The following is a 16,452-nucleotide window of genomic DNA, read 5'->3' on the forward strand; positions in this document are numbered from 1 at the left end:
AAGAAAAGCGTCCATCACTGATTGATGGACGCTCTTTTTTATCGTCGTCCTTGGTCAATGGCCAATAAGTGTTGAAAATGTTTATTTTCTGCTGCCAATTCGGCAGGTGTTCCGCTCATGGTCAACTGTCCATCTTCAATAAAGAGCACACGGTCCATCATCGAAATTCCTTGCAAGTGGTGGGTGATCCAAATGATCGTTTTGTTCTCCAACACTTGGAAAAAAGTTTCGAGCACGCCTTGTTCCGTGATTGGGTCTAAGCCGACGGTTGGCTCATCCAATAAGATGATCGGGGTGTCTTTTAGCAAGATCCGCGCCAATGCCAAACGATGCCGTTCTCCACCAGAAAAACGCAAGCCGGCTTCATCCACCATCGTCGCCAAACCATTAGGCAAAGCTGCCACCATTTCTTTCAACCCGACTTGCTCCAGTACGCGCCAGACTTCTTCTTCCGAAGCCGACTCATTGCCTAGCCGAATATTATTCAAGACGGTCGTATGGAAAAGATAGGGACTTTGATTGATGACACCGATCAAGTCACTGATCGACTCACTCAATGCCGTCACAGGCACGTCGTTTAAGGTGATCGACCCTTGCGTCGGTTGCAGATCCCCTCGCAACAAGGAGGCAAAGGTACTTTTCCCAGAACCGCTGCGGCCAAGGATCGCTAGTTTTTGATGTGCAGGAATCGTTAGATCTAGCCCATGAAGCACTTCTTTGCCTTCAGGATACTGAAAATGCAAGTCCTTGACTGTGATCGACACGAGACCCGTCACTTCAGGTACTGACGGTTGCTCCATGGAGACTTGGCGATTTTCTTCTGGCAATGCATTGAAGCGATCGATGGAGTCTTTGTAGCGATTGGTTTCTTGAGCAGCTGACGGTAATGGCGCAAATGCATCAACTAAAGGAAAGACACACAGGACAAAGGCAGCGATCCAGTTGGCTGCTCCTCCGTGGTTACCTGGAAAGCGAATGCTGGTCCAAAGCAGCAATGCGACAGCGATCACTCCAAAGATGCTTTGTAAAAGAAAATCACGCCGACGATCAAAGGACAGCATCTGTTCATCCACCGCCCGCAACTGCGTTTCCAGTTCCTTATGGGCAGCCACGTACTCGCTCCCTCTTTGAGAGAAGACCCAATCAGAAACCCCTAATACATTATCCGTCAGTGTCGTATACAAGTTGTTTTTCATGTGTTTTTGCTTTTCTTGCCGCGCGCCGTTGATAATCACCGACCAAAGAGGCAAGACAAAGACGATGATTCCTAATAGCAGCAGCATCACCAAAGCAAACCACCAAGAAAAATAGCCGAGTCCAATGATCAAGAACGCATACAAGATCCAAGCGATCACAGTAGGAAAGATCGTCCGCAAATACAGGTTTTGAATATGGTTGATATCTTCTGCCAATAAGCCCAAGATATCCCCCGTGCGATGCGCTTGCTTAAAGAAGATCGCATCTTTTTCTACTACGTTGTACAGTTTCAATCGTAAATTAGAGGTCATGCGCAAGACCCAGCTATGGCTGGTCAACCGTTCCAAATAGCGAAAGACTGGACGGCCGATCCCAAACGCTCGGGTCAGTACGATCGGGATATAAACCAATAAGATGTTTTCCGGGATCGACGCCGAGCGGCTGATCAGGTACCCCGAATTAAACATCAGTGCACCGCCACAGAAAAAGGTCAAGAAGCCTAAGAATAAGGCCAACGCCAAAACGTTTTTGTATTTTGACAAGAAAGGCTTGACCCAGGTATCGGTTTTCAATGAGCGCAATAAGCCGATTTTATTCAAGCTGTTCCCTCCTCATTCCATTGACTAGTTCTGTAAAAGCACCTTGCTTTTGCTGCAGTTGTGCCAAGGTTCCTTGTTCCACGATTCTTCCTTGATCCATCACGATGATTTCATCCATTTCTTCCATCCAGTGCAAGCGATGGGTTGCAAAAAAGACTAACCGGTTTTCCATCAGCGGCAGCATCCGTTCCTTTAAGGCCACTTCGGTTTCAATATCCAAATGAGCCGTTGGTTCATCAAACAAAAGAATCTTTCGTTGCTGGTCTAAAAAGGCACGGGCTAACGCGATCCGTTGGGCTTGTCCGCCACTTAGATGCCGTTCCCCTTCTCCTAACATCGTGTCCAACCCTTGTGGCAGCTCCGCCAAAAGCTCAGTCAAGCCTGCCACTTCAATGGCTTTCAGTACGGCTTCTTTGGTAGCTGTCGGCTGATAAAACGCGACATTTTCCTGCAAGGTCAACCGATAGATATAAGGATTTTGCGGAATATAGATCAGCTGTTCTTGCCAGCTTGCTTGGCGAAAGGCCGTGGTTTTGGCCCCTCCAAGAGAGATCTCGCCACTGTCTGGCACGAGAAAGCCACTCAAGGTATTGATCAAGGTAGACTTGCCAGAACCGCTCAGACCGATGATCCCGATCTTTTTGAAGCCAGTCACGTTCAAGTTGATATCCGTCAAAGCCGCTTTTTCCTCGTAGGAAAACGCCAGCTGATCGATCGTTAACTGGGCGTCTTCTTGCCAACGAGGCACCGTTACTGCCGGTACTTGGGCTTCCGGCTGATGCAAGATCTCCGTCACCGCAGTCATCGCATTTTTCCCGTCTAAGGTTGCATGGTAATCACTGGAAAAGTCGCGGATCGGCAAGAAATATTCTGGTGCTAAAATCAAGATAGTTAACGCTGGAAACAGCAAGATTCCTTCATTGATCAGCCGCAAGCCTAGCAAGACTGCCACGACGGCAATCGATAAGGTCGTGAAAAAGTCTAAGGCGAAGGTCGATAAAATACCGACTTTTAATGAAGCCATCGTCGCTTTCCGAAACCGTTCGCTGGAAGCAAAGATACTCTTGCCATATTTTTTACTGACCCCAAACAATTTCAGCGTGTCGATCCCTCGCAGGGAGTCGATGAAATGATTGGACAGTAATTGAAACGTTCGGTATTGTTTTTCCGCTTTGCTTTGCGCGGCATAGCCCAAGATGATCATAAAAATGATGATCAAGGGGAACACCAACAGCAAGACCAAGCCGGATTCCCAATCCAGATAAAAAACGAGTGCCAAAATGACCCAAGGAATGATCGACATATTCATGATTTTGGCAAGAATCAATTTCAAGTAGTTTTCGACTTGATTGATCCCTTCCAAGACCATCGTTGTTACATTCCCCGTCCCTTGCTGTTGTGCGATCTGAGGACCGACCCGAAACAATTTCTCCAACAATTGATCCCGCAAATCGGCGGCTTGCTGGTAACTGTAATCATCGAGTCTTTTGGAACGGAAATAGATAACGGCTTGTCGGGCGATAAACGAACAAAAGAACAGCAGAATCCAGCCCCACTGTTCCTCTAATGGTCGTCCTTCCCATAAGCCAGTGATGGCACGTGCCAATCCATACGCCTGCCCAATAATGAAGAGCGCCTGCAGGAACGAAAGTCCCGCAAGCAGCCCTAAAAGTTGTTTCATTCCTGGGAGCTTCATGATTTGTTTATCAATCATTTATACCCCTCCAACGCCTCCGTATGACTGATCCGTTTACGGAAGATATAGTAACTCCAAGCCGTATAGGCCAAGACGAAAGGTAAGATCGTCAGTGAAAGATAACTCATGATCTTCAATGTGTAGCGGCTTGAAGACGCATCAGCGATCAACAGGTCATAGCTTGAATCGATCGAACTGATCAAGACTCTTGGGAATAACCCTGTGAAGATCAATGCCACCAAAGCGATCAACGTCAAGCCGCTCGCAATGAAAGCCATCATTTCTTTGCCTTTAAAGACGCCGATATTTGCAATCAGTGTCAGGACAACGATCACCAGCAACAAACCAAGCGTTGTCGCAAAATGATTCTCAAAGAAATCCGTTTGGAAGTAAAGCATCACAGCAAAGACGACTAAGCCTGCATATAAGATGCCATAAAAAATACTTGCATAGTTGCGTGCCCGTGCCCGAATCGGACCTTCCGTTTTCAATGCGATATAGTTTAATCCGTGCAAGTAGCACAACAAAGTCAACGCGATCCCGCCAACGATTGAAAAGGGATTGACGTAATCCGTAAAGGTTGCCGTCATGTTGCCATCTTCACCCAAAGGCATTCCTTGGATCATGCTGACAAACATCAGACCGAAGAAAAACGGTACGATCGTACTGCCGATCGTCAACGTCCAGTTCCAAATGTTTTTGTGTTCTTTCGGGAAGTTCGCTCGAAACTCAAAGGACACACCGCGAATGATCAACCCGACTAAGATCAATAACAAAATCAAATAAAAACCGCTGAACAAAGAAGCATACCAGTATGGAAACGAGGCGAACATCGCTCCGCCAGCGGTCAATAGCCACACTTCATTGCCATCCCAGACAGGCCCGATCGTTTTAACGATCTGGTCTTTTTCCTCTTCATTGTGAGCCAATGTCTGCACAGACATCCCCACACCAAAGTCAAACCCTTCTAAGAAGAAGAATCCGGAAAATAAAAGCCCAATCAACGTGAACCATAGTAATTGCAGACCGGTCATCCTTCAAACGCCTCCTTATCAAATGGGTCTTCGTACCCATCTTGGTTGTCTCCTTGGCTGATTTCACCAAAGGCTTCTTTTTCAGGTCCATGATCCATTTCCCGTTTCACAAGATAGACCATCGTTCCGCCTAAGCCAGAGAACAAGAGGAAGTAAACGATGTTTGAGATCAAGAGTGAGGTCACGGAAACGTTTGGTGACACACTATCTTCGATCGTAAACAAGCCGTAAACCGTCCATGGGTAACGTCCTAACTCCGTGATCAACCAACCAGCTGTATTGGCAATAAATGGGGTGAACAAAGTGATCGCCACTACCCAAAGCAGCCAGCGTTTTTCAAAGAGCCACGGTTTCTTCTTACGCGTAAAATACAACCCCAGACCAGAAACCAACAGCATCAAGGCACCAAAACCAGCCATGATCCGGAAGCTCCAAAAGAGTGTGTTGACCGGCGGGTAGTAATTACGGTCGCCGTAGGTTTCAATCAATTGCTGATTGACCGTATCCATCCCATCGATTGATCCGAAGGGTTCATTGAAGGCTAAGATACTCAACATATATGGAATCGAAATACCGAAGACTTGGTGATGTTCCGCTTCATTCGCCCAAGCAACGACAGTCCAAGCCGCAGGACTCCCGGTATCTTCATAAGTGCCTTCCATTGCAGCAAATTTCATTGGTTGTTCTTCAACCAAGTATTTCATTTGTTCATCCCCGGCTAGCAAGACGGTGAATGAACCGAACAATGCCACCGCAAAACCGATCCGCATTGATTTTTTGAAGAAGTCGCGGTCAATGTCTTTGTCTTTCTTCAATAGACGAAAGGCTGATAAGCCAGCAACAATGATTCCGCCCATCGTGATGGCTGCGGTGATCACGTGTAAAAACTCATACCACACTTGTGGATTTGCCAATAATGCACCGAAGTCAGTCATTTCTGCCCGGCCATTGTTCAAGGTATACCCCACTGGATGCTGCATAAAACTATTGGCAGCTAAGATCCAAAACGCCGATAGCATCGAACCCAGCGTCACCAACCAGAAAAAGGTGGCGTGCAGCTTGGGACTGACCCGATCCCATGTAAAGATCCACAATCCTAAGAACGTCGATTCTAAGAAGAACGCCAACAAAGCCTCCAAAGCCAAGGGCGCACCAAAAATATCCCCGACAAAACGAGAATAGTCTGACCAGTTCATCCCAAATTGAAATTCTTGAATGATCCCTGTCACGACCCCGACAGCAAAACTCAATAGAAAAATATTTCCCCAAAACTTCGTCATCCGGCGATATTTTTCATCTTTTTTGATCACATAAAGTGTCTCCATAATTGCAACGACGACACCAGTTCCGATCGAAAACGGTACAAAGAAAAAGTGAAAAATCGTCGTCATCGCAAACTGGATTCGCGCTAGTGTCACAATATCCATCCTACATCCTCCTATTTCATAAAAAAGTGCATTAAAATAATTCTAAAGAAAGAAAAATTCCAACTTCGAATATACTCCTCTAATCAGTAAAAAAGAAGCAAATTGCTTGCATTTACTGATTTTTAATCACTTCCTCTCCGATTCTTAAACATAAGGCGCTTTCATCAGCGGAATATAGCTTTTTAGGGCTCTTCCCAACCGTAGCGCGTTCCCTCAGAAAGCAAAGGATCACTCAATAAAATTCCCGGAAACTCTTCTTTCAATACCGATGTGCTTAATGATTGATACATAGCAAACGTGTTCTTCATCCCTAATCTTTCAAGCTGATCTAACGTTTGCTGCATCAAGTCCGCCGCTTGTGCCTTATTTTGTTTTAATAGACATGTCCAGCCTTCAAAAAACGGCATAAAGAGTGCTTGTTCAATGTGTTCTTTTTCATAAACATGATCTCGCCATAAATGAAAGGTCTTTTCCGCATAGTCCACCTCATCAAAAACAGCAAAGACGGAAAACACCGTCTCAAAGGTGTTGTATAGAATATCTTTGTTGCCGGGGATTTTTGCAAAGCGCTGACTCTTTTTGATGGCGATCGTCAAACAGCGCCAAAGCAAAGCTGGCTCCATCGAAACTGCTACGCGGGCAAATAGCCGCAGCTCATAAACACCCCATGTATCGGTATTCAGCAAGTAATGTTTCGCAGAGTCCAGACAATAATTGTGTTTCGGGTACGCCTCCTGGATGGGCACCCCTTTAAAAAGCTCCTCTTTCATCAAGTAGTCAAAACGGATCAGTTGTAAGAAGTGGTCCAGCTCCAAGGAGTAATGTCGTTGAAAGTAGGCGGTCAGCTTTTGAGAATTCTGTTTCAGTTTTGGCACTTCATCAATGGATTCGATCCCCATCGAACGGATGTAGTCAACCATTAGCTTTTGAGCCTCCGAATGATGCTCCCCCGTATGCAGCAGCTGAAATTCGGCAAAACTCACTTCTAGTTTATCTAGCAAACGATGAAATCGTTCGCAGGAAATCGTCGTTTTGCCATTTTCAAATTGCGATAACAAAGACATCGACAATTGTTCATCCACTAATTCCTTCAACAGCAAGCCTTTGCTTTTGCGAAGCTCTTTCACTGTCGCACCATAATTGTTCATTTTTTCACCTTCTTTTTCAATATATTGAAATAAGCAGTTGCTTTTCCCGAAGAGCCTTTATAGTTGAATTATCTTATAGAAACGAGGGAAAAGCTATGGATACCCATATAAAAAAGAAAATGCTTCACGTGAAACATTTACAAAAAAGCTTCAAAGACAAAACCGTTTTGAAAGAGGTCACTTTTGACGTCACTCCTGGCGAAGTATTTGTCTTACTAGGATCAAACGGCGCTGGAAAAACCACTTTAGTCAAAATTTTGTCCACTATCCTGCCTTTTGACCAAGGAACCGCGCGGATCGATGGGATCGACTTGACCAAAGATCCAGCAGCGATTCGCGAGAAAATCAGTCTGACGGGGCAATTTTCCGCCGTCGATCAAGAACTGACCGGACGAGAAAACTTGCTGATGATTGCTGCCTTGCGCCATGTCAAAAACAAACAGTTGATCGTCCAACAGTTGTTAGAGCGTTTTGATTTGGTGGATGCCAGCAACCGACTAGTCAAAAATTATTCTGGTGGCATGCGACGGCGCTTAGACATCGCCATGAGTTTTATCGGCGAACCTGACCTGCTCTTTTTGGATGAACCGACGACCGGCTTAGACCCACAAAATCGCTTAGCCACATGGCACATGATCAAAGAGATCGCCGCACAAGGAAGAACGATTTTCCTGACGACCCAATACCTAGAAGAAGCTGAATTTTTAGCAGATCAAGTCGCCATCTTGCATGAAGGGAAAATCATCTTGCAAGGAACACCAACGGAAGTCAAAGCACTGCACCCTTCGCAAACAATGGAAATCAGCGTATTGACGAAAGAACACTTGCAGACCGTGCGACAGCATCTGTCTGATTTTCCGCTGCAAGTCAATGAGTCCAGTCTCTCTCTGGCATTTCCCGTCAGTCAAGACTTCCAGCATTCCTTCACGCTGTTGCAGGAACTCAATCAACTACCGATCACCATCACCAGTTTTAATCAAAAGAATGCTTCTTTAGAGGATATTTTTCTAACACTTGTCCAAGGAGGAAACCAATGAAAGCAATTATAGAAACCAACACCTTATTCAAGCGCAATCTCTTGCTATCGATTCGCAGTATGGAGACTTTACTAAGTGGAATTTTGACCCCAGCGATTTTAATGATCCTCTTTGTCTATGTTTTTGGGGGAGCCATGAACGTCGGCGATACTTCTTATGTCGATTTTGTCGTTCCCGGTGTTCTCGTCCAATGTATCGCCCAAAGCGCCTCCTCCGTTGGGGTAACGGTGACGGAAGATTTGAAATCCGGCATGGTGGAACGGCTGATGACCTTGAATATTTCTAACTCAGCCTTTTTAAACGGCCATGTCTTCGCCGCGACCCTTCGGAGCTTGATCAGTACCTTGGTCGTGTTGATCGTTGCCATGGTCATCGGTTTTCGCCCTCAAGCCACAGTTGCTGGCTGGGGGCTCGCCTTCCTATTGATCTTTTGCTTCACCTTCGCCTTTACTTGGGTCTCAGTTCTGGTTGGTCTCATCGCCAAAAGCCCCGAGACAGCGACCTTGTTTACTGTCTTGATCACTCTGTTGCCCTACTTAAGCTCTGGTTTCGTCCCTACGGAAACCATGCCGCGCCCGTTAGCCATTTTTGCTGAATACCAACCAATGTCGCCGATCATCCATTCTTTGCGCGGGCTTTTGTTAAACTTAAAAGATACCACCTTGATCAGTGCCTTTAGCTGGTGCGGCGGTATCGTAGTGGTGAGCTGGTTCTTGGCACGGATGCTTTATCAGAAACGGTTACGCTAGGTAAAAGGAATCAGTGGTATAATATAAGTAGTTTTCTATTATAAAAAGGCAGGGATACCCATGGATCTTAAAAACCGTCTGATCGCATTCGCTCAGACCTTCAATGATGTTCAGGTCGACCATCCGTTTGCAAAGTTTCCCGAGTACCAAGTCTTGCGACACCGCAAAAACGGCAAATGGTTTGGCTTGCTGATGACTGTAGAAAAGCAGAAATTAGGCCTGGAAGGAACGGGAATGATCGAGATTTTAGATGTCAAAGCAGCGCCCGAAATGGTTTCGATCATCAATCAAAGTCGCGGTTATTTACCCGCTTATCACATGAATAAAAACCATTGGCTCACCGCATTACTAGATGGCTCTGTATCAGAAAAACAACTCCAATCTTTATTACGAGACAGCTATGAACATACCCGTTAAACCCAAATATCACAAAAAACCGATCAACGATGCGCCAGTATAGGAGCACCGTTGATCGGTTTTCTTTTATAACGGATCCTGTGTCATCCGTGAGTCTAACGAAACACTTAGGCCAACTCTTCTCCGTTTGTTGCAATGACTTGTTTGTACCAATCAAAGGATTTTTTCTTGGAACGATCCATCGTGCCGTTGCCTTCGTCATCGAAGTCAACATAGATAAAGCCATAGCGTTTGCTCATTTCGCCTGTTGAAGCACTGACAAGATCGATACAGCCCCATGGCGTGTAACCGATCAAGTCTACGCCATCAGCGATCGCTTCCCCCATTGCTTCAATGTGGCGGCGCAAGTAATCGATACGATAGTCATCTTCGATCTTACCTTCTTCGTTAAAGGTATCAATGGCTCCTAAGCCGTTTTCCACGATAAACAACGGTTTTTGGTAACGATCATACAATTCATTCAACGCAATGCGCAGCCCTTCTGGGTCGATTTGCCAGCCCCATTCACTTGCTTCTAAGAATGGATTGCGGACGCCGCCCAACAAGTTTCCTTGCACTTCATCGGCTTCTTCTGTGGTGATATCCACGGCAGAAGACATGTAGTAGCTGAAGCCAACATAGTCAACAGTATGTTCAGCGATCAAGGCTAAGTCTTCTTCGGTAATCTCAAGATCCTCTTTATTGACGCCGTGTTCTTTGTACAAACGATCCGTAAAAGATGGGTATTTTCCACGTACTTGCACGTCGGCACAGTAGTAGTTGAAGGCTTGATTATGGATCATCGTCGCCACTTGGTTGACCGGGTTCGCATCAATGCTGTAAGTCGTTGCATAAATGATCATACAACCGATCTGTAACTCTGGGTTTAATTCATGGCCGATTTTGACTGCTTTACTGCTGGCAACAAATTGGTTGTGCCACGCTTGAATCACGTTTGTAAAGTCGCTGGCACCCGTGCTATTGACCATTCCTTGACTCAATGCGGAGAAATGGAAAGCAGAGTTAATCTCATTGAAGGTCATCCAGTATTTGACTTTGCTGTGGAACCGTTCCAAGACAACTTTTGCAAAACGTTCATAGAAATCGATCAATGCTCGATTTTTCCAGCCACCGTATTCTTTGGCTAAATGCAAAGGCATTTCATAGTGAGAGATCGTAACCACTGGCTCGATCCCGTACTTCAAACATTCATCGATCAGCGCATCGTAAAATGCCAGTCCAGCTTCGTTTGGTGTCGTTTCATCGCCTTTTGGAAAAATACGTGTCCAAGCGATGGAAAAACGATAGCTCTTGAAGCCCATCTCTGCAAACAACGCAATGTCTTCTTTGAAACGGTCATAATGGTCGATCCCGCGATGATTTGGGTAGGTGTATTTGTCCTCATCGATCGTCCAATCAAACGTATCACTGCCTAAAATCGCTAAACGCTGTTTGCCGCCAGGCATTGCATCCGCCACTGACAAGCCTTTGCCATCGCGATCGAACGCCCCTTCTAATTGATTCGCTGCGGTCGCGCCGCCCCATAAGAAATTTTCTGGAAATTTTGCCATTTGCTCGTTCTCCTTTTGTTTTCTTTTGATAAACCTACCTAGCTGATTACTGAAAAATCCCCGATAAAAAACAAAAAACCTAAATAAGAGCCGCTGCTAAAACGAGAAGAGCGCTTTCTTATTTAGGTCTTGCCTGATCGAGTCAGTAACAATCCACGTGGGTTTTCTTTCTTTAACTATAGCACTAACTCATTGGCTTGTCATCATAAAATCGGTTTCTTTTAAACCGTTTCCCCCGTTGCAGGTACTTATATTCGTTTAACCCTTGAACCAACGGTGTATGAATAAACATAATCACCCTAATCGAATTCACAGTTATCTCAATCGTTGTTTCTATATTTTGTAAGGCTCTTCTATCCTAGATGTAAGGACATAAGTCGTTGTTTTTCTGGTATGTCAAATACAATTGCTTTGTCTGCTCTTTTTTCAAAGAGCCTCCTTCCCCCTCCTGAGAAATGGCGTGATTGCACCCAGAAGATTCGCTTCACTTTGAAACTTACATCCTTGGATCTTTAATGGGGCTAACATCAAATCGATCAAATCCACTCGGTCACGCAACTCTTGATACTTCGATTGAACTTGATCAATCAAAATACTTTGTCGACTGATCCCTCCCCCAATCACGACGATTTCCATATCGATAACTGCTTGCAGATTGATGATCAGCGTCGCGATTCGTTCACAATAGTTTTCAAAAAGCTGCGTTAATTCAAGACTAGCTTCCTGTTGGATTGCCTCAAAAACAGCGAGTCCATCATTTTCATCTTCAAGCCCTAAAAATGCGGCACCTTGCTTCACAAATTCAACCGCCGAATGCGTAAAACCAGTCACATCTGAGACATTCATCAATGAAGGAGCCTGGATCATGAAGCTTAATTCACCGGCTTGAAAATGGCTACCTTCGAATAATGTATGATTTAAAATCAACCCCCCGCCAACACCAGTCCCTAAAATGATCGCTGCACCATTTTTTACACCATGCAAATTTCCCAGCCACTGCTCAGCAAGCGCAGCTGCTTTCCCATCATTTGTTAGCTCACACTGAACGCCGCAAGCTTCTTCGATCAGTGCTTTTACCGGAACCTCATGGAGATAACCCAAGGAACCCCCAAAATAGACGATTCCTTTTTCTGCATCCACTTTTCCTGGTAGACTAAGACCTACACCTGCAATTTCGGTTTTGAATCGCTGAACAATCGTTCGGACTACTTCAAGAAAATCCTGCAAGCTTTGAGGCGTTTTTTGTTTGTCACAGGCAGATAAGCGTCCAGAATCATCTACAACACCATATTTAAAAAGCGTGCCCCCGACATCTATACTTAAATATTTCATTACGTTCCTCTAATTTCTATTTTTATTTGCGACTCATTAATCCAATGTCAACCGTTTGCCAATCAACAAATAAATCACCGCAAAAATCAGCATGACAATTCCAGAAAAGATAAAAGCAAAAGCAGCACGCTCATTGCCAAACATGATCGCCGGTAACGAACCGAAGTATGGGGCTAGAAAAGAACCCAGATTTGTGCCGACCATTGCTATTGAAATCGCCAAATTGATCGATCCTTTTGGTGCTTTACTCATGATCAATCCCCATGAATAAGGCAGTAGCAAGGATCCGCCAAAGCCTAAGAAAACAACGATCAGAGTAAATGTAACAAAATTCGTGGTCTGACTCAGAAAGATAAACCCAAGTCCCAGAAATAGATAGCTAATTGGTAAAGAAAAATGTTTTGTATGTTTAACGAGTTTACTGTAAAACAGATTGGCAATGATTGAAACAAACGTGTAGATCGACATGACGATACCAATGAATGAGGGATTGGCAAAGTTTTCTTCTGCGACGAAGATACTTGATTTTAGGAAAAAGACCATCAAAAACGCAAAACTGATTAGTAATGCGATCGCTTGCAAAATAACTGGTAAATTGACGGATTGCTTTGTTTTGTTCCCTATTTCTTCCTCTGATGCGTCGATATCAGTAAATTTTGGTTCATCATCTCGAGGTCCCCAGATAAAATAAAGTACTAAAGGAATGATTCCGACAAAATTAGCAGCAAAGGCAATTTGCCAACCGCTAAACATCAGGATACCAATCAAAAAGGTAACGGCTGTTTGTCCAGCACTCTGAACGGCACTTTGTAAGCCGATAAGGCGCGCTTTTTCTTCGCCTTCATAATACTCGCCAATCAAACTGACGGCTAAGGAATTGAACAAACCAAAGCCCGCACCTAGGACCAAACGGGAGACATAGATCAATGAATAGCTGCTGGAAAAGACAGGAAATATTCCTGCAAGAAAAGATAAAATCAATCCCAATAATACTGTTTTTCGTGTCCCAATCATTCGAACAAAAAAGGAACTAAGTAACACGAAAATCATTACTGTGAAGTTGGAGGCAGTTACTAATGCCTCTACCGCCGTTGCACTTTGATCGACAAACGATTCTTGCATCAAGCTAACAGTTGCTGCAATTGCGCCACTCGTTGTCAGCATCAATGATAAGGAAAGAAGGGCTACTTTGAACATGAAGTGTTCAGATTTTCTATTTGTTTGCATAATTATCACTCCATCATTTTATTTTGCGATTAAAATAACTCGCTGATACGTTGTCAAAGTGCCATTCGTTACCTCTAAAATCAAATGAATTGTTTGACCAGATTGGATATTTTCTGGAATTTTCACTTCGACGGTTTCTGTGTTTTCTCGAACAAGCTTGATTGGATCAACGGGTGGTTTAGCAAGTTTTTCAGATACCTTACCAAACAATAAGCCCATTGATTCAAATTCAGCACCTGTGGGAACAGGTGCCGTTTGATAGGTTGATGCCTCAAAGTAATGCCACCATTTAAACGCTAAATCTCGCTGATTTGGATCAGATGCTTTTGCTTGAATCTGGACGGTTTCTCCGGGAGTAACTTGTTGATCGTTCCCCTTTTTAATAGATACAACCGGATAATGGGCCGCTTCATCATACGTTTTGGCAACACACCAGGCTGCCCGACCTTTAAAATCATCTTGAATGTCATCGAACCATCTCGTTAAGGTATATTGTGCTTCATACCTTTGGTTATAAGGATTATAGTCCATTGCACTATTGATGTACTTGCGGGCACCAGCCACTTTTTCAAAACGGCCGCCCCAACCGCCATAGCTGGGATCATCACTATTTCGTAGCCCATTGTTTAAGAAATAGAAGTAAGAAGGGGAATCTCCTTCTGAGATAAAATCAAAGCGCGCATAGTCAGGATTTTTCTCTAAATATTGATCAATCCCTCGCTGTTCTTCTTCAAGTTCGCCTTCTAAAACATTGCCATCACCAATCAATGCATATTTTTTTAATAAGGGGCCGTAATTGTCTCTTAGACTTAACTGCCATTTGGGCTGTAATCGTGTAGCTAGCTGAGACTCAACCATTTTCCAGGCATAGGCAAAATACCAGAAATTGAAACGATCGTTGATCACTTCAATCGACCAATTTTTCTCGATATATTCGCTATAAGTGACATCTTGGTCAAGAATGATATAAATAATCACCTTCTTTTCAATTCGTTCTTTGATTGCCGGCCAATTTGGCTGATGGGCATACTTTTCCTCAATCGATTTCAACGCCCTTGCCGTTGTGTTCGTTCCCCCCCATGTTTGAATGTATAGTTTTCGTGGATCAGTATCATTGATCAAGTAGTCCTCAAGAAATTTGGACCCCTTGGTTTCTTTGGTCATTTCTCCCGGAGAATCAATGTTGCCAATATAGTAAATACTTTTCAAGTATTCGGGAGAAGGATAGTCCTCAGCGTGTATTTTCAAGTTTGGATATACCTGAGCATAAAGATCGATGAAGTCATTAATCCACTCAGATCCTGTCCAACGATACGGTTCAATGCCTTTAGCTGGATCCCCAGCATAATGATAAACTGAACTTGTCAAGACAATCCCCTCGGTATCAAAACAGTCGCTATAAAGTAAATAGCGTAAAAATGAATTCATATCATCGACTTCACCATCGGTCGTTATAATTGTTCTGGCTTTATTATTCATTGTTATCATCTCCTTTTCTTACAAAAATAGCGTCTTGCTTTATTAAAAATTCAGCCATCCTGTTCATCTCGAAAAAGCAAAACGAGGCATCCTGTTCCTATGATTTTCCTCTATCCTTCACTAAAAGCAGCTGCCTTCTCAATGAACCGTTTCCATTTTTCATATTTCAAACGGATCACGGCCTGTTCGGCTTGCGGAACGATCGTGGTTTGCTGAATAGCTGGTTCATTCATGGTTGGATTGGCAACAAGCATCGTGCCGATGGCTGAAAATTCTTCGACTTCGCTGACGATGACGGGTTTATTGATCAAAGTCGCTAATAAGCTCATCAAGGCGCGGTTTTTCGAAACACCGCCATCGATCATTACCTGATTGATCAGTCGTTCAGCGACTTCTTCCATCACATCGATCACTGCTTTGATTTGAAAAATGATGCTTTCTAAAACGGCTTTCAACAGCTCATGAGTCGTCGTCGTGCGTTTCATGCCGACAAAGCTGGCGGTCATCGTATTATCCCAAAATGGGGCACCCATTCCTTGCAATGCTGGGATAAAATAGATGTCTTCTTGACTGTCACTGGTCAGCACTTCTTGACAGATCTCAGCTACATCTGGCAGCGGAGCCACTTGCTCACTGAACCAGTTGATGGCGTCACCACAGGAACGGATGATGCCTTCTAGCGCAAACGCTGTTTCCTGGCTAGTTTGCCAGCCGACCGTCGTCAAAATGCGGCGATCCCGCAACGTCTGCTCCTGCTGCACTTGCATCATGATCGAACAACCGGTGCCCATCGTGATTTTTACATCCCCAAGGCTTTGACAACCTTCCCCGAATAATGCCGCTTGTGAATCGGCTAAGATTCCTTTGATAGGGATTCCGTGATAGTTACCGAAAACCGTATCAGCAGGTTGGATCGCTGGCAAGTCTGCTAAATGGATGCCAAAAAGTTTGACGAGCTCTGCATCCCAACGGCCCTCTTCAATATTGTAAAACAATGTTCGGCAAGCGTTGCTGGCTTCTGTCGCAAATACTGTCCCTTGCGTTAAATTCCACAGGAGCCAACTGTCCATCGTACCGATCGCCAATTCGCCAGTCCCCGACTTTTCCTTGATGGCCGATAATTCTTGGGCCAACCATTTCACTTTGGTGCCAGAAAAATACGGGTCTAAGCGCAAACCGGTCTTTTGATTGATCGTCCTTTCCCAGCCTTGTGCCGTCAATTCTTCACAAATCGCGGCGCTGCGGTTGCATTGCCACACGATCGCATTGTACAGGGGATTGCCAGTCAATCGATCCCAAGCAACGATCGTTTCTCGCTGATTGGTCAATGACAAGGAAACGATTTGATCTGCAGTGATCGCTTGGTCTTGAAACACTTGTGCCAGCAATTCTTGGACATTTTGCCAAATCTCGAGGGGATCATGTTCGACCCACCCGACTTTTGGATAAATTTGGCGATGTTTTTTATCGTAACGCTTCAGGATTTTCCCTTCTTGAAACAGTAAGAGCTTGGTACCGGATGTACTCTGATCTAAAACAAGCTGATAGGTCTTGTCCATC

Annotated in this window: 13 protein-coding genes; 3 read left to right on the forward strand and 10 right to left on the reverse strand. The window is 44.5% G+C overall.

Features of this window, described 5'->3' with window-relative positions; genetic code table 11:
- Positions 1 to 38: 38 nt before the first annotated feature.
- The 5 genes from cydC to IAE45_RS07705 all read right to left on the reverse strand — a co-directional run bounded on the left by cydC (position 39) and on the right by IAE45_RS07705 (position 7,101).
- Positions 39 to 1,796: a thiol reductant ABC exporter subunit CydC gene (cydC, locus tag IAE45_RS07685; RefSeq protein ID WP_010748518.1), complete on the reverse strand. Its 1,758-nt coding sequence runs from the start codon at positions 1,794 to 1,796 to the stop codon at positions 39 to 41.
- Positions 1,789 to 3,510 carry a thiol reductant ABC exporter subunit CydD gene (gene cydD / locus IAE45_RS07690; RefSeq protein WP_015508716.1) on the reverse strand — a complete coding sequence of 574 codons (1,722 nt, stop codon included), beginning with the start codon at positions 3,508 to 3,510 and terminating at the stop codon, positions 1,789 to 1,791. Before cydD ends, cydC begins: the two co-directional genes overlap by 8 nt.
- Positions 3,507 to 4,526, reverse strand: a complete 1,020-nt coding sequence (gene cydB, locus IAE45_RS07695) for a cytochrome d ubiquinol oxidase subunit II (RefSeq protein ID WP_005226530.1) — start codon at positions 4,524 to 4,526, stop codon at positions 3,507 to 3,509. The genes cydD and cydB overlap by 4 nt, the downstream gene beginning before the upstream one ends.
- Positions 4,523 to 5,953, reverse strand: a complete 1,431-nt coding sequence (locus tag IAE45_RS07700) for a cytochrome ubiquinol oxidase subunit I (RefSeq protein ID WP_005232838.1) — start codon at positions 5,951 to 5,953, stop codon at positions 4,523 to 4,525. Before IAE45_RS07700 ends, cydB begins: the two co-directional genes overlap by 4 nt.
- Before the next feature lie 182 nt (positions 5,954 to 6,135).
- Positions 6,136 to 7,101 (reverse strand): Rgg/GadR/MutR family transcriptional regulator, encoded by a 966-nt coding sequence (locus IAE45_RS07705; RefSeq protein ID WP_200125705.1) that lies wholly within the window; start codon positions 7,099 to 7,101, stop codon positions 6,136 to 6,138.
- Positions 7,102 to 7,196: 95 nt separating this feature from the next.
- Between IAE45_RS07705 and IAE45_RS07710 the strand changes: the two genes are divergently transcribed.
- The 3 genes from IAE45_RS07710 to IAE45_RS07720 are packed head-to-tail and all read left to right on the forward strand — an operon-like array spanning position 7,197 to position 9,304.
- Positions 7,197 to 8,138, forward strand: a complete 942-nt coding sequence (locus IAE45_RS07710; protein WP_200125707.1) for an ABC transporter ATP-binding protein — start codon at positions 7,197 to 7,199, stop codon at positions 8,136 to 8,138.
- Complete coding sequence (locus IAE45_RS07715; RefSeq protein WP_008376673.1) at positions 8,135 to 8,887, forward strand: ABC transporter permease; 753 nt, start codon at positions 8,135 to 8,137, stop codon at positions 8,885 to 8,887. The genes IAE45_RS07710 and IAE45_RS07715 overlap by 4 nt, the downstream gene beginning before the upstream one ends.
- Positions 8,888 to 8,947: 60 nt before the next feature.
- Positions 8,948 to 9,304, forward strand: a complete 357-nt coding sequence (locus tag IAE45_RS07720; RefSeq protein WP_140966439.1) for an MmcQ/YjbR family DNA-binding protein — start codon at positions 8,948 to 8,950, stop codon at positions 9,302 to 9,304.
- A 107-nt stretch (positions 9,305 to 9,411) separates the two neighbouring features.
- On the opposite strand, the gene IAE45_RS07725 is transcribed toward IAE45_RS07720, so the two are convergent.
- The 5 genes from IAE45_RS07725 to IAE45_RS07745 form a co-directional block, all read right to left on the reverse strand.
- Positions 9,412 to 10,854 (reverse strand): glycoside hydrolase family 1 protein, encoded by a 1,443-nt coding sequence (locus tag IAE45_RS07725; RefSeq protein ID WP_005226517.1) that lies wholly within the window; start codon positions 10,852 to 10,854, stop codon positions 9,412 to 9,414.
- Positions 10,855 to 11,280: 426 nt separating this feature from the next.
- A complete protein-coding gene (locus tag IAE45_RS07730; protein ID WP_200125709.1) occupies positions 11,281 to 12,186 on the reverse strand; it encodes an ROK family protein in 906 nt (301 codons plus the stop codon).
- Positions 12,187 to 12,222: 36 nt separating this feature from the next.
- Complete coding sequence (locus IAE45_RS07735) at positions 12,223 to 13,413, reverse strand: MFS transporter (protein ID WP_200125711.1); 1,191 nt, start codon at positions 13,411 to 13,413, stop codon at positions 12,223 to 12,225.
- An 18-nt stretch (positions 13,414 to 13,431) separates the two neighbouring features.
- A complete protein-coding gene (locus IAE45_RS07740; RefSeq protein ID WP_200125713.1) occupies positions 13,432 to 14,892 on the reverse strand; it encodes a DUF1593 domain-containing protein in 1,461 nt (486 codons plus the stop codon).
- Between the two features lie 110 nt (positions 14,893 to 15,002).
- Positions 15,003 to 16,451 (reverse strand): FGGY-family carbohydrate kinase, encoded by a 1,449-nt coding sequence (locus IAE45_RS07745; protein ID WP_200125715.1) that lies wholly within the window; start codon positions 16,449 to 16,451, stop codon positions 15,003 to 15,005.
- Position 16,452: the final 1 nt, after the last annotated feature.

Origin of the sequence: Enterococcus sp. S53 (assembly GCF_016516865.1) — a bacterium.
Classification (GTDB): domain Bacteria; phylum Bacillota; class Bacilli; order Lactobacillales; family Enterococcaceae; genus Enterococcus_D; species Enterococcus_D innesii.

What these genes read in the sequence shown, in the direction of transcription:
- IAE45_RS07725 (WP_005226517.1), bottom strand. Translation starts at nt 10,854, where the DNA reads ATGGCAAAATTTCCAGAAAATTTCTTATGGGGCGGCGCGACCGCAGCG.
- cydB (WP_005226530.1), bottom strand. Translation starts at nt 4,526, where the DNA reads ATGACCGGTCTGCAATTACTATGGTTCACGTTGATTGGGCTTTTATTT.
- IAE45_RS07720 (WP_140966439.1), top strand. Translation starts at nt 8,948, where the DNA reads ATGGATCTTAAAAACCGTCTGATCGCATTCGCTCAGACCTTCAATGAT.
- IAE45_RS07710 (WP_200125707.1), top strand. Translation starts at nt 7,197, where the DNA reads ATGGATACCCATATAAAAAAGAAAATGCTTCACGTGAAACATTTACAA.
- IAE45_RS07730 (WP_200125709.1), bottom strand. Translation starts at nt 12,186, where the DNA reads ATGAAATATTTAAGTATAGATGTCGGGGGCACGCTTTTTAAATATGGT.
- IAE45_RS07705 (WP_200125705.1), bottom strand. Translation starts at nt 7,101, where the DNA reads ATGAACAATTATGGTGCGACAGTGAAAGAGCTTCGCAAAAGCAAAGGC.
- IAE45_RS07740 (WP_200125713.1), bottom strand. Translation starts at nt 14,892, where the DNA reads ATGAATAATAAAGCCAGAACAATTATAACGACCGATGGTGAAGTCGAT.
- IAE45_RS07700 (WP_005232838.1), bottom strand. Translation starts at nt 5,953, where the DNA reads ATGGATATTGTGACACTAGCGCGAATCCAGTTTGCGATGACGACGATT.
- IAE45_RS07715 (WP_008376673.1), top strand. Translation starts at nt 8,135, where the DNA reads ATGAAAGCAATTATAGAAACCAACACCTTATTCAAGCGCAATCTCTTG.
- cydD (WP_015508716.1), bottom strand. Translation starts at nt 3,510, where the DNA reads ATGATTGATAAACAAATCATGAAGCTCCCAGGAATGAAACAACTTTTA.
- IAE45_RS07745 (WP_200125715.1), bottom strand. Translation starts at nt 16,451, where the DNA reads ATGGACAAGACCTATCAGCTTGTTTTAGATCAGAGTACATCCGGTACC.
- IAE45_RS07735 (WP_200125711.1), bottom strand. Translation starts at nt 13,413, where the DNA reads ATGCAAACAAATAGAAAATCTGAACACTTCATGTTCAAAGTAGCCCTT.